Origin of the sequence: Staphylococcus simiae (assembly GCF_002902085.1) — a bacterium.
Lineage (GTDB): Bacteria > Bacillota > Bacilli > Staphylococcales > Staphylococcaceae > Staphylococcus > Staphylococcus simiae.
This window is the reverse complement of record NZ_PPQR01000037.1, coordinates 1-14,512: the sequence shown is the minus strand read 5'-3', so window position 1 is coordinate 14,512 and position 14,512 is coordinate 1. Positions and strand designations below refer to the sequence as shown.

General features: G+C 32.6%; 11 protein-coding genes. 9 read left to right on the top strand and 2 right to left on the bottom strand.

Annotated features, from left to right (window positions below):
• Positions 1 to 396: 396 nt before the first annotated feature.
• Both CD113_RS05795 and clpB read left to right on the top strand, forming a co-directional pair.
• Positions 397 to 2,223, top strand: coding sequence for an acyltransferase family protein (locus CD113_RS05795; RefSeq protein WP_002465311.1), 1,827 nt, complete (start codon positions 397 to 399; stop codon positions 2,221 to 2,223).
• Between the two features lie 201 nt (positions 2,224 to 2,424).
• Positions 2,425 to 5,037, top strand: a complete 2,613-nt coding sequence (gene clpB / locus CD113_RS05790) for an ATP-dependent chaperone ClpB (RefSeq protein WP_002465310.1) — start codon at positions 2,425 to 2,427, stop codon at positions 5,035 to 5,037.
• A gap of 367 nt (positions 5,038 to 5,404) precedes the next feature.
• Here clpB and CD113_RS05785 read toward each other — a convergent pair whose 3' ends face one another.
• Positions 5,405 to 5,590 (bottom strand): YjzD family protein, encoded by a 186-nt coding sequence (locus CD113_RS05785; RefSeq protein WP_002465309.1) that lies wholly within the window; start codon positions 5,588 to 5,590, stop codon positions 5,405 to 5,407.
• A 219-nt stretch (positions 5,591 to 5,809) separates the two neighbouring features.
• On the opposite strand from CD113_RS05785, the gene CD113_RS05780 reads away from it, so the two are divergent.
• Positions 5,810 to 6,751, top strand: coding sequence for a beta-ketoacyl-ACP synthase III (locus CD113_RS05780; RefSeq protein WP_002465308.1), 942 nt, complete (start codon positions 5,810 to 5,812; stop codon positions 6,749 to 6,751).
• Between the two features lie 11 nt (positions 6,752 to 6,762).
• Positions 6,763 to 8,007 (top strand): beta-ketoacyl-ACP synthase II, encoded by a 1,245-nt coding sequence (gene fabF, locus CD113_RS05775; RefSeq protein WP_002465307.1) that lies wholly within the window; start codon positions 6,763 to 6,765, stop codon positions 8,005 to 8,007.
• 51 nt (positions 8,008 to 8,058) lie between these two features.
• On the opposite strand, the gene CD113_RS05770 is transcribed toward fabF, so the two are convergent.
• Positions 8,059 to 8,430 (bottom strand): DUF3899 domain-containing protein, encoded by a 372-nt coding sequence (locus CD113_RS05770; protein ID WP_002465306.1) that lies wholly within the window; start codon positions 8,428 to 8,430, stop codon positions 8,059 to 8,061.
• A 241-nt stretch (positions 8,431 to 8,671) separates the two neighbouring features.
• On the opposite strand from CD113_RS05770, the gene opp3b reads away from it, so the two are divergent.
• The 5 genes from opp3b to CD113_RS05745 are packed head-to-tail and all read left to right on the top strand — an operon-like array spanning position 8,672 to position 14,373.
• The gene (gene opp3b / locus CD113_RS05765; protein ID WP_002465305.1) at positions 8,672 to 9,598 is read left to right on the top strand and encodes an oligopeptide ABC transporter permease; all 927 of its coding nucleotides are present in this window, start codon (positions 8,672 to 8,674) and stop codon (positions 9,596 to 9,598) included.
• On the top strand, positions 9,598 to 10,668 hold the full coding sequence (gene opp3C, locus CD113_RS05760; protein ID WP_002465304.1) for an oligopeptide ABC transporter permease: 1,071 nt from the start codon (positions 9,598 to 9,600) through the stop codon (positions 10,666 to 10,668). The genes opp3b and opp3C overlap by 1 nt, the downstream gene beginning before the upstream one ends.
• Before the next feature lie 16 nt (positions 10,669 to 10,684).
• On the top strand, positions 10,685 to 11,767 hold the full coding sequence (locus CD113_RS05755) for an ABC transporter ATP-binding protein (protein ID WP_002465303.1): 1,083 nt from the start codon (positions 10,685 to 10,687) through the stop codon (positions 11,765 to 11,767).
• A complete protein-coding gene (locus CD113_RS05750) occupies positions 11,757 to 12,698 on the top strand; it encodes an ABC transporter ATP-binding protein (RefSeq protein ID WP_002465302.1) in 942 nt (313 codons plus the stop codon). Before CD113_RS05755 ends, CD113_RS05750 begins: the two co-directional genes overlap by 11 nt.
• A 22-nt stretch (positions 12,699 to 12,720) precedes the next feature.
• A complete protein-coding gene (locus tag CD113_RS05745) occupies positions 12,721 to 14,373 on the top strand; it encodes a peptide ABC transporter substrate-binding protein (protein WP_407070852.1) in 1,653 nt (550 codons plus the stop codon).
• The last annotated feature ends 139 nt before the right edge of the window (positions 14,374 to 14,512 follow it).

Here is a 14,512-nt window from a genome sequence, read left to right as displayed (position 1 = left end):
AACTTAATTTTTTAGTGTCAACAATAGAACTTACAAATGTGAAGGTAACTGGCTTAGAAGGGGATAGTGTAGCTAAAATTTTTACAAGAATTATATCTTATAGATCCTCATCTTGTACATTAACTTAAAATCCACTCGTAGATTTAAAATGACAGATTACACTATAATGACAATAATGATTTGGATGATAAAACATTGATTTCTTAATATTTTACAAACTAAACAGTTATTGTCAGTGATTTAATACTAAGTAAAGAATGCTTGTTGTCTTAGTATATTGTTAAATTAATCTAAAATAATGATACTTTTTATTGTTATTAGATACTTTTATAAGCCAAATAAGCAACGACGACGAAGCCATCTTAGAAGTTTAGCTTTTAAAAGGGAAGAATGTAAATGAATAAAAAATTACCAAAGGACGATATTAAACATTATCCATCACGATACATGCCTGGTCTTGATGGGTTAAGAGCAATTGCAGTCATTGCAATTATTATTTACCACCTTAACAAACAATGGTTATCTGGTGGTTTTCTAGGCGTAGATACTTTTTTTGTCATATCGGGCTATTTAATTACAAGCTTGTTACTTAAAGAATATGAAGAAACAGGCATTATACGTTTAAAGCGCTTTTGGATTAGACGTATTAAACGATTATTACCAGCATTAATGGTTGTGTTAATGACAGTTGGAACCTTAACATTATGTTTGAAACCAAGTGAAATTATTAGAGTTAAACATGATATTTATGCAGTATTACTTTACGTTTCTAATTGGTGGTATATTGCTAGAGATGTAGACTATTTTGAACAATTTTCATTTGTACCATTGAAGCATTTATGGTCATTAGCGATTGAAGAACAATTTTATTTGTTCTTTCCATTTATATTAATCATGTTATTATTACTTACTAGGAAAAAATACATCGTTGGTATCATTTGCTTTGTAATTTCTTTATTATCACTTGGATTGATGCTGTATTATAACGAGATTCACTTAAGTCAATCTCGTATATACTTTGGAACAGATACAAGATTACAAACATTATTATTAGGAGTGGTGTTAGCTTTTTTATGGCCGCCATTTAAATTGAAACAGCAACCGCCAACTTTCATTAAGTATACTATTGATATATTTGGATTTATCGGTTTTTCATTCTTAGTGTTCCTATTTTTTGTCATACATGATGATAGTCATCGTTTATATGATGGCGGTTTTTATATTGTGTCAACTATGACACTGTTAGTCATTGCAAGCGTAGTCCATCCTTCAACACTATTTGCTAAAATTTTGTCAAATCCAGTACTCGTATATATTGGTCATCGTTCGTATAGTCTATACTTATGGCACTATCCAGTGATAAGTTTTGTCCATAGTTATTTTATAGATGGTCAAATGCCAAAGTATGTCTATATTATTGATATTATTGTTACGTTCATTTTAGCTGAAGTATCATATCGATGGATAGAAACACCATTTAGAACAAATGGTTTAAAAGCTGTTACTTGGAGAAGCACTAACGTTATACCTTTTATTAGAGGTTTAGCGATGATTTTATTATTAATTCCTTTTATTTTCTTAATTTGTGGTGCCTTTGATAAATATGGTAAAGATGATATCAATACTAAAGCACATAGTTTTAATACTGATTTAGAAGATAAATATTTAGTAGAGTTATTACCTTTAAATAAAATTAGGATTGATGGCGTAGAAGATGATACAACTGAAAAGTCATCAAATGATCAATATAAAAATTTAGCACCATTATTAATTGGCGATTCAGTAATGGTAGATATCGGTGAATCATTTAAATCAACTGTACCTAAGGCTAAGATTGATGGCAAAGTAGGTAGACAGTTATATCAAACATTACCTTTAGTGAAAAGTAATTATGGTAATTATAAAAAAGCGGATCAACAAGTGATATTAGAATTAGGGACTAACGGTGATTTTACTGTACAACAATTAGATCAGCTACTAAATCAATTTGGTAAAGCGCAAATTTATTTAGTAAATACTAGAGTTCCTCGATTTTATGAGGCACATGTTAATAAATTATTAGCTAATGCTGCTAAGAAACGTAAAAATGTGACACTTATTGATTGGTATAAAAAATCAAGAGGACATAGTGAATATTTTGCGCCAGATGGTGTTCATCTAGAACAAAAAGGTGTAAAAGCATTAAAAGATGAAATATTAACAGCAATAAAAGATAAAAAATAAAATTAAAGAGGTTGAGACTTTTGAACAGTTTCAATCTCTTTTCTCATTTAGCAGTAAAAATATAGCTAAAAAGTTAAAAAAATAAGTTTTAATTGTTGATTAATTCAAAAGGAGGGTCTATAATATAATTAAGGTCAAAGAAAGTCAAAGTCAAATTAACTAAATTTGACCGACTCTAATTTAGTAGAGGTGAAGAATTTAATGGATATTAATCAAATGACATATGCTGTTCAAAGTGCATTACAACAAGCAGTTGAACAGAGTCAACAACATAAATTACAAAATATTGAAATCGAAGCAATATTAATTGCTGCATTAAATGAAAGTGACAGTTTATATAAAAGTGTCTTAGAACGAGCGAATATTGATATAGATGCTTTAAATGAAGCATACAATAAAAAACTATCCTCTTATGCATCAGTTGAAGGGGATAATATTCAATATGGTCAATATATTAGTCAGCAAGCTAATCAGTTATTAACTAAGGCTGAGACATATATGAATGACTATCAAGATGAATTTATATCAATGGAGCATTTATTATTAGCTGCAATTGATATTGATCAAACTACAAAGGAATTTGTAAATAACAAATCTCAAGTAATTCAAGAAATCATTAATAAAATCAGAGGGGGAAATCATGTGACTTCACAAAATCCTGAAGCAAATTATGAAGCATTAGAAAAATATGGACGTGACTTAGTTGAAGAAGTACGTCAAGGTAAAATGGATCCAGTCATCGGTAGAGATGAAGAAATACGTAATACAATCAGAATTTTAAGTCGTAAAACAAAAAACAATCCCGTCTTAATTGGGGAACCTGGTGTAGGTAAAACAGCTATCGTCGAAGGATTGGCACAACGTATTGTCAAAAAAGACGTACCAGAATCCTTATTAGATAAAACAATCTTCGAGTTGGATTTAAGTGCATTAGTTGCAGGTGCTAAATTCAGAGGTGAATTCGAAGAACGTTTGAAAGCGGTACTTAAAGAAGTAAAAGATTCTGATGGTAGAATTATTTTATTTATAGATGAAATTCATATGCTTGTTGGGGCTGGTAAAACTGATGGTGCTATGGATGCAGGTAACATGCTTAAACCGATGTTAGCCCGTGGTGAATTGCATTGTATTGGTGCAACAACATTAAATGAATACCGTGAATATATCGAAAAAGATTCAGCATTGGAACGTCGTTTCCAAAAAGTTGCAGTAAGTGAACCCGACGTTGAAGATACAATTTCTATCTTACGTGGTTTAAAAGAACGTTATGAAGTATATCATGGTGTACGAATTCAAGATAGAGCCTTAGTAGCAGCTGCAGAACTTTCAGATAGATATATTACTGATCGCTTCTTACCAGATAAAGCGATAGATTTAGTTGACCAAGCATGTGCAACAATTCGCACAGAAATGGGTTCAAATCCTACTGAACTTGATCAAGTGAACCGCCGAGTAATGCAATTAGAAATTGAAGAAAGTGCATTAAAAAATGAAGCAGATAATGCTAGTAAACAACGTTTAGAAGAGTTACAACAAGAATTAGCTAATGAAAAAGAAAAACAATCTTCATTACAATCAAGAGTTGAGCATGAAAAAGAGAAAATAGGTAAATTACAACAAAAACGTGCTCAATTAGACGAAAGTAGACAAGCGTTAGAAGATGCACAAACTAATAATAATTTAGAAAAAGCAGCTGAGCTTCAATATGGTACAATTCCTCAATTAGAAAAAGAATTAAGAGAATTAGAAGATCAGTTCCAAGATGAACAAGGTGAAGATTCTGAACGTATGATTAGAGAAATTGTCACTGATGAAGAAATTGGCGATATCGTTAGTCAATGGACAGGTATTCCTGTATCTAAATTAGTTGAAACTGAAAGAGATAAATTATTACATTTAAGTGATATCTTGCATAAACGTGTTGTAGGTCAAGATAAAGCAGTTGATCTAGTTTCAGACGCTGTAGTAAGAGCTAGAGCTGGAATTAAAGATCCAAATAGACCAATAGGAAGTTTCTTATTCCTTGGACCAACTGGTGTAGGTAAAACTGAATTAGCTAAATCATTAGCATCTTCATTATTTGATTCTGAAAAACATATGATACGAATCGATATGAGTGAATATATGGAAAAACATGCAGTGTCTCGTTTAATTGGTGCGCCTCCAGGCTATGTAGGTCATGATGAAGGTGGACAATTAACAGAAGCTGTTCGTCGTAATCCTTATTCTGTCATATTATTAGATGAAGTTGAAAAAGCGCATAGTGATGTTTTCAATGTCTTGTTACAAATACTAGATGAAGGTCGTTTAACAGATTCTAAAGGACGTAGTGTTGACTTTAAAAATACAATTATCATCATGACTAGTAATATTGGTTCACAAATTTTATTAGAAAATGTCAAAGAAACTGGCGAAATTACAGAATCAACTGAAAAAGCTGTGATGAATAGCCTAAACGCTTATTTCAAACCAGAAATATTAAACCGTATGGATGATATTGTATTGTTCCGTCCATTATCAATCAATGATATGAGTATGATTGTTGATAAAATATTAACTCAATTAAATATTAGATTATTAGAACAACGTATTTCTATTGAAGTATCTGATCAAGCAAAAGCATGGTTAGGTAAAGAAGCATACGAACCACAATTTGGCGCAAGACCATTAAAACGCTTTGTGCAACGACAAATTGAAACACCATTAGCACGTATGATGATTAAAGAAGGATTCCCTGAAGGAACTACAATAAAAGTTGATATCGATAATAATGACGAGTTAACTTTTGACGTAGAAAAATCACAACTTGCATAAATTTAAAAGCACGCATTGCTATCAATGATAGTAGTGCGTGCTTATTATTTAATAAAATTTGTATCACGTTATGACGACAGATAGTTTGAGACTGGGACAACAAGCATTTTACACTTAAAATTATGCATTTGATAGTATCTGTCTGGATTTCAAAATATTGATAAAACAATATTTTAAAAACCAAGTCAGTCTTGCCGAGGTGGAGTTATAACATAGATTTTATAGATAATTTATGTCTGTCCCACTCCAAAATAAATATGGTTAATGACATAAATAGGTTAAACAGAAAAGCCACTGAATGTGTTGATTCAGTGGCTTGATATCTGTACTTAGTTAATACTATTAAACATAATAATAAAATAAGAAATTAATAGTCTGTGTCTTTAGATGGTTTAATAACAGCTGCAAAAATAGCAGTTGTAATAGTAAAGATTACGGCCATAATAAGAGGCGTAACAATGTTTAAACTTTCTCCACCATTAAGACTATTCAATACGAAGTTAACCATTTGGAACAGTAAAATTGCCCAAAATAATGTTACGAGGTGTTTCATTTCACTCTACCTCCACTTTAAATATCTATACTTTTATTTTAAGTGAAATAACTCATTTTGTATAGTAAGTTATCACAAATATTGTGAACTTAAGTTGGAATATACTTCTTGATCATTAGAAATTTCATTTATCAGCATGATGTCTTACTTGTGTTCAAAATGACCTTTATGTTAAATTAATACCTGGTATTAAAAATTTTAGTAAGAAGGTGTACAACCATGAATGTGGGTATTAAAGGTTTCGGTGCGTACGCTCCGGAAAATATAATAGACAATGCCTATTTTGAACAATTTTTAGAAACATCAGATGAATGGATTTCTAAAATGACTGGAATTAAAGAAAGACATTGGGCAGACGAAGATCAAGATACTTCAGATTTAGCTTATAATGCTAGTGTTAAAGCAATTGAAGATGCAGGAATTAAACCTGAAGATATAGACATGATAATTGTAGCAACTGCGACAGGAGATATGCCGTTCCCATCCGTTGCTAATATTTTACAAGAACGACTTGGAACTGGCAAAGTAGCGTCGATGGATCAACTTGCTGCATGTTCTGGATTCATGTATTCCATGATAACTGCTAAACAATATATTCAATCAGGTGATTATCATAATATTTTAGTAGTTGGTGCAGATAAACTTTCTAAAATTACTGACTTAACTGATCGTTCAACTGCCGTACTTTTTGGAGATGGCGCAGGCGCAGTAATCATCGGTGAAGTTTCTGAAGGACGAGGCATTATTAGCTATGAAATGGGTTCTGATGGAAGTGGCGGAAAATATCTATATCTTGATAAAGAAACTGGTAAATTAAAAATGAATGGCCGCGAAGTATTTAAATTTGCTGTTAGAATTATGGGTGATGCATCAACACGTGTGGTTGAAAAAGCTAACTTAACTTCTGATGATATTGATTTATTTATTCCGCATCAAGCGAATATTCGTATAATGGAATCTGCAAGAGAACGTTTAGGTATTTCTAAAGATAAAATGAGTGTTTCTGTAGATAAATATGGTAATACTTCTGCAGCATCAATTCCTTTAAGTATTAATCAAGAGTTACAAAATGGTAAACTAAAAGATGATGATACCATTGTACTTGTTGGTTTCGGAGGCGGCCTGACTTGGGGCGCAATGACAATAAAATGGGGAAAATAGGAGGATAACGAATGAGTGAAAATAATAGAGTAGTTATTACTGGTATGGGAGCCCTTTCTCCAATTGGTAATGATGTTCAAACAACATGGGAGAATGCCTTAAAAGGTGTCAATGGTATTGATAGTATTACAAGAATCAATACAGATGACTACAATGTACACTTAGCAGGTGAACTTAAAGACTTTAATATTGAAGACTATATAGATAAAAAAGAAGCCCGTCGTATGGATAGATTTACGCAGTATGCTGTTGTAGCTGCTAGAGAAGCTGTTAAAGATGCAAATTTAGAAATTAATGATGATACAGCTGATCGCATTGGTGTATGGATTGGTTCTGGTATTGGTGGTATGGAAACATTCGAAGTTGCACATACACAATTAATGGAACGTGGACCTAGACGTGTTAGTCCATTTTTCGTACCAATGTTAATCCCAGATATGGCTACAGGACAAGTATCAATAGATTTAGGAGCTAAAGGACCAAACGGTGCAACAGTGACTGCCTGTGCAACTGGTACTAATTCGATTGGTGAAGCATTTAAAATTATCCAACGTGGCGATGCTGATGCGATGATTACAGGTGGAACAGAAGCACCTATTACACATATGGCGATTGCAGGATTTAGTGCAAGCCGTGCGTTATCAACAAACGATGATAAAGAAACAGCTTGTAGACCTTTCCAAGAAGGTCGTGACGGTTTTGTTATGGGTGAAGGTGCTGGTATATTAGTTATTGAATCTTTAGAATCAGCACAAGCTCGTGGCGCACAAATTTATGCAGAAATTGTTGGCTATGGTACAACTGGTGATGCATATCATATTACAGCTCCAGCACCTGAAGGCGAAGGTGGTTCAAGAGCGATGCAAGCAGCTATGGACGATGCAGGTATTAAACCACATGACATCCAATATTTAAATGCGCATGGTACAAGTACACCAGTAGGTGACTTAAATGAGATTAAAGCCATTAAAAATACGTTTGGAGAAGCAGCTCAGCAATTAAAAGTTAGTTCAACAAAATCAATGACTGGACATTTATTAGGGGCAACTGGTGGTTTAGAAGCTATATTTTCTGCACTTTCAATCAGAGATAAAAAAATAGCACCAACAATTCATGCAGTTACACCAGATCCAGAATGCGATTTAGATATTGTTCCTAATGAAGCACAAGATTTAGACATCACTCATGCAATGAGTAATAGTTTAGGTTTTGGTGGACATAACGCAGTATTAGTGTTCAAAAAATTCGAAGCATAATGATATAAAATCTACAGTAACGCAGGTTTGTTACTGTAGATTTTTTTATTGTTATTTACTTAATAATATCGACACTAAAATAGAAATAATAAAATAACTAAAGTTAATAATGATGAGAGCATATATCCACGAAGAAACGATATAATGCTCTTTTTTGATATGTCTTGGATTAAAAAAATCATCATCTGCAAGCGTCTGTTTCTTTTTAGCAGATGACATTTGATATTTTAAACGTCTAAAGCCATAGCTTGTTGCATCTAATATTCCCTCTTGTACAATTAAAATACCGAAAGAGATAATGAAAATAAGCAATGATACATAAAATAATATATTAATAAAAGAGATAACATCATGTTGACCAAAAAGCCAAAAAATTGCACTGATAATTGGTGTGAACAAGATTAGTATTAAATTCTTTAACATATAAGACACTCCACTTTGACAAAGATAATTATATTAAGTTTACAATAATAAATTTTTTTGACAATAGAATTTATAAAATAAAGCTTGAATTAAGTGTTTCTAGCAAGTTAACTTCAGTCATTTAAAGCAAAAAACTGTTGTAAAATTGTGAATATTATAGATATAATAAGCATAAGATTTCAGAATATTGTGAAAGGAATATTAATTTAGAAATCTATGTACTAACAGAGGAGGGGATTGAATGGGTAAATATGTATTAAAGAGACTTGGATACATGGTAGTTTCTTTATTCATCATTATTACAATTACGTTTTTCTTAATGAAATTAATGCCTGGTTCTCCATTTAATGATGCAAAGTTAAGTGCTGAACAAAAGGCAATACTTAGCGAAAAATATGGATTGAATGATCCAGTTGCAGTCCAATATCTACATTATTTGAAAAATGTTGTTACTGGTGACTTTGGATATTCATTCCAATATCATAATCAACCAGTTTGGGATTTAATTAAACCAAGACTAATTCCATCAATGGAAATGGGATTGACTGCTATGGTCATTGGTGTTCTATTAGGTTTGATATTAGGAGTGGCAGCAGCGACGAAACAAAATACATGGGTCGATTATACGACAACTGTCATCTCAGTTATCGCAGTTTCAGTACCTTCATTTGTACTTGCTGTTTTATTACAATATGTCTTCGCAGTTAAATTAAGATGGTTCCCAGTTGCAGGTTGGGAAGGATTTTCAACTGCAGTATTACCTTCGTTAGCGTTATCAGCAGCAGTACTTGCGACTGTCGCCAGATACATAAGAGCAGAAATGATAGAAGTATTAAGTTCAGACTATATATTATTAGCAAGAGCAAAAGGGAATTCAACGATGAGAGTATTATTTGGGCATGCATTAAGAAATGCTTTAATCCCTATTATTACTATTATTGTTCCAATGTTAGCGGGGATATTAACTGGCACGTTAACAATTGAAAATATTTTTGGTGTACCTGGTTTAGGGGATCAATTTGTGCGTTCAATAACAACAAATGACTTCTCAGTAATTATGGCGATTACACTATTATTTAGTACATTATTTATTGTATCAATTTTTGTTGTGGATATTTTATATGGTGTGATTGATCCAAGAATTCGTGTGACAGGAGGTAAGAAATAATGGCTGAAGATAAACGACAAACACCTTTGAATGATGATTATTCAAACGCAATTATGACGCATACCTCTGAAGGCATCGCATCAACAGATTTTGTCATGCGTGATTTAAATTTAGATCAAGAACCAGAAATTCAACGTGAAAGTAAAAGTTTCTGGCAAGATGCCTGGACACAATTAAGAAGAAATAAATTAGCAGTTATCGGTATGATTGGTTTAATTTTAATCGTTATTTTAGCGTTTGTAGGTCCTTTGATGAATAAACATGATTACGCAGAACAAAATGTTGAACATCGTAACTTACCAGCTAAAATACCTGTCCTTGATAAAGTGCCATTTTTACCGTTTGATGGTACGGGTTCTGATGGGCAAGATGCTTATAAAAAAGCACATGCACATGAAAATTATTGGTTTGGAACAGACCAACTCGGTCGTGATTTATGGACAAGAACATGGAAAGGTGCTCAAATTTCACTATTTATCGGTGTAGTAGCTGCTATACTCGATATCTTTATTGGTGTAATATATGGCGCTATTTCTGGATTCTTTGGAGGCACGATAGATAATATTATGCAACGTGTTCTAGAAATAATTGCTTCTATACCAAACTTAATCGTAGTTATCTTATTCGTCTTAATTTTTGAACCATCTATTTGGGTAATTATTTTAGCCATGTCAATCACTGGTTGGTTAGGTATGAGTAGGGTAGTTCGTGGAGAATTTTTGAAATTAAAAACCCAAGAGTTCGTGTTAGCTTCTAAAACGTTAGGTGCGTCGAAATGGAAATTAATTTTTAAACATATTTTACCAAATACGCTTGGAGCGATTATTGTAACTTCAATGTTTACAGTTCCAAGTGCCATATTCTTTGAAGCGTTCTTAAGCTTTATCGGAATTGGTGTTCCAGCACCACAAACGTCATTAGGTTCATTAGTGAATGATGGGAGAGCAATGCTGTTGATTTATCCACATGAACTATTTATACCAGCAACAGTATTAAGTTTATTAATTTTATTCTTCTACTTATTTAGTGATGGATTACGTGATGCATTTGATCCGAAAATGCGTAAATAAAAAGGGGGCATAGCATATGACTGAAAGAGTATTAGAAGTAAATGATTTGCATGTTTCCTTTGATATTACAGCAGGGGAAGTGCAAGCAGTTAGAGGTGTCGATTTTTACTTGAATAAAGGGGAGACATTAGCCATCGTTGGTGAGTCAGGTTCAGGTAAATCAGTAACGACTAAAGCCATTACGAAATTATTCCAAGGGGATTCTGGCAGAATTAAACAGGGAGAAATTTTATTTTTAGGTCAAGACTTAGCTAAAAAACCTGAAAGTGATTTAATTAAATTGCGCGGGAAAGAGATATCAATGATTTTCCAAGATCCTATGACATCGTTAAATCCAACAATGCAAATAGGTAAACAAGTGATGGAACCATTGATGAAACATAGAAATTATAATAAAGCTGATGCTAAAAAAAGAGCATTAGAAATTTTAAATTTAGTAGGTTTACCAAATGCTGAAAAACGTTTTAAAGCATATCCACATCAATTCTCTGGTGGTCAAAGACAAAGAATTGTTATTGCTACTGCACTAGCATGTGAACCTAAAGTCTTAATAGCTGATGAACCAACAACAGCATTAGATGTAACCATGCAAGCACAAATATTAGACTTAATGAAAGAATTACAGCATAAAATCGATACTTCAATTATATTTATTACACATGATTTAGGTGTTGTAGCCAATATTGCTGATAGAGTAGCTGTGATGTATGGCGGTCAAATGGTTGAAACTGGAGACGTCAATGAAATATTTTATGATCCTAAGCATCCATATACATGGGGTCTGCTGTCTTCAATGCCAGATTTATCAACAACGAATGACACAGAGTTGTTAGCTATTCCAGGAACACCACCTGATTTATTACATCCTCCAATAGGGGATGCATTTGCTAGACGTAGTAAGTATGCTTTGGATATTGACTTTAAACAAGATCCGCCATGGTTTAAAGTGTCACCAACACATTTTGTGAAATCTTGGTTATTAGATGAACGTTCACCTAAAGTTGAGTTGCCGGAGATGGTTAAACAAAGAGTGAGACCGATGCCTAATAATTTCGAAAAACCACAAAAAGTAGAAAGGGTGTCGTTCAATGAAGAGTGAAGAAGTACTACTAGAAATTAAAAATTTAAAGCAATATTTTAATGAAGGAAAAAAGAATGAAGTTCGTGCCGTAGAAAATATTTCATTTGATATATACAAAGGGGAAACATTAGGTTTAGTTGGTGAATCAGGTTGTGGTAAATCAACTACTGGTAAATCAATTGTTAAACTAAATGACATTACAAGTGGAGAAATTTTGTACGAAGGTGTAGATATTCAAAAGATAAAGAAACGTAAAGATTTGCTGAAATTTAATAAGAAGATTCAAATGATTTTCCAAGATCCATATGCTTCTTTAAATCCGAGATTAAAAGTTATGGATATTGTTGCAGAAGGTATTGATATTCATCATTTGGCAAGTGATAAACGTGATCGTAAAAAACGTGTCTACGATTTATTAGAAACGGTTGGTTTAAGTAAAGAACATGCTAACCGTTACCCTCATGAATTTTCCGGTGGACAAAGACAACGTATTGGCATTGCGCGTGCCTTAGCAGTTGAACCTGAGTTCATTATTGCTGATGAACCTATTTCAGCTTTAGACGTATCCATTCAAGCACAAGTAGTTAACTTATTATTGAAATTACAACGTGAAAGAGGCATTACATTCTTATTTATTGCTCATGATTTATCAATGGTTAAATACATTTCAGATCGTATTGCAGTGATGCATTTTGGCAAAATTGTTGAATTAGGACCTGCAGATGATTTATATAATCATCCATTACACGATTACACAAAATCTTTATTATCAGCGATTCCTCAACCAGATCCAGATACTGAACGTACACGTCAGAGATTATCTTATAAAGATGATGAAGCAAATAATCATTTACGACAATTACATGAAATTAGACCACAGCATTATGTATTTGTCACAGATGAAGAAGCTGAAAAATTAAGACAATCTGAAATGACTGGATCATTATGATAAGGAAGGGGGATAAAAGATAATGAAAAAATTTAGTATAGTACTACTCACTTTAGCAATGTTATTTGCTTTATCAGGATGTACTAATAAAAAAAGTTTGTATTCAGATGATGGGCAAGTTTTTAGAAAAGTATTAACTGCTGATTTAACATCATTAGATACTGCGCTTATAACAGATGAAATATCTTTTGAAATTACAGCACAGTCATTTGAAGGACTTTACGTTTTAGGAAAAGGTGACAAAGCAGAGTTAGGTGTAGCTAAAGAATTTCCTAAGAAAAGCAAAGATGGAAAAACGTTAACAGTTAAATTACGTAAAGATGCTAAGTGGAGTAATGGAGATAAAGTAACAGCACATGATTTTGTGTATGCATGGAGAAAAGTAGTTGATCCAAAAACTGCTTCAGAATTTGCTTATATTATGGGTGATATTAAAAATGCCAATGATATTAATGCTTCAAAAAAACCAGTTAAAGATTTAGGTATTACAGCTTTAGATGACTACACGTTGAAAATTGAATTAGAAAAACCAGTTCCATACATAAATCAATTATTAGCTTTAAACACATTTGACCCACAAAATGAAAAAATTGCTAAAAAATATGGAGAAAGATATGGAACAGCTGCAGATAAAGCAGTGTATAATGGCCCATTTAAAGTAGATGATTGGAAACAAGAAGATAAAACAATGTTATCCAAGAATGACTACTATTGGGATAAAAAACATGTGAAATTAGATAGAGTCAACTACAAAGTAATGAAAGATTTACAAGCTGGAGCTTCATTATACGATACAGGGTCAGTAGATGATGCACTTATCACAGCTGATCAAGTTGATAAATATAAAAAAAATAAAGGTTTGAACTTTGTTTTAACAACTGGAACATTTTTCATTAAAATGAATGAAAAAGAGTTTCCAGACTTTAAAAATAAAGAGTTAAGGTTGGCAATTGCACAAGCTATAGATAAAAAAGGGTTTGTCGATTCCGTTAAAAATAATGGTTCAGTGCCTTCTGATACATTTACAGCTAAAGGAATTGCTAAAGCACCAAATGGCGAAGATTATGCGAGTACAATTAAGTCGCCATTAAAATATAATCCAAAAGAGGCTAAACAGCATTGGGAAAAAGCTAAGAAAGAATTAGGTAAGAAAGAAGTTACTTTTTCAATGAACACTGAAGATACACCAGATGCAAAGATCGCTTCTGAATACATTAAAGCTCAAGTTGAGAAAAATTTACCGGGTGTTACATTGAAAATTAAACAACTACCTTTTAAACAAAGAGTGTCATTAGAGTTAAGTGGTAATTTCCAATCATCGTTAGGTGGCTGGAGCGCCGATTATCCTGATCCAATGGCATATCTAGAAACAATGACAACTGGAAATGCTCAAAATAATACGGATTGGGGCAATAAAAAGTATGATCAATTATTAAAAGATGCTAGGGACAAGTTAGCACTTAAAAAAGATCAACGATACGAAGCGTTGAAATCTGCTGAAGAATTGTTCTTAGGAGATGCACCAGTAGCACCAATTTATCAAAAAGGTACAGCGCATTTAACTAATCCACAAGTAAAAGGATTGATTTATCATAAAGTTGGACCTAATAACTCACTTAAAGGTGTTTACATCGATAAATCAATTGATAGAGAAACAGGTAAGAAGAAAAAATAAGTTTAATTTTGAAGAGCCTGGGACATAAATCCCAAAAATAATAGCACAAAGATGATTTTATTGTTAAATCGTCTTTGTGCTTCTTTATGTTCAATACTCCGTATTGTAGTTTCGCGTTCCTAGGGTGCTGTCTCAGCCT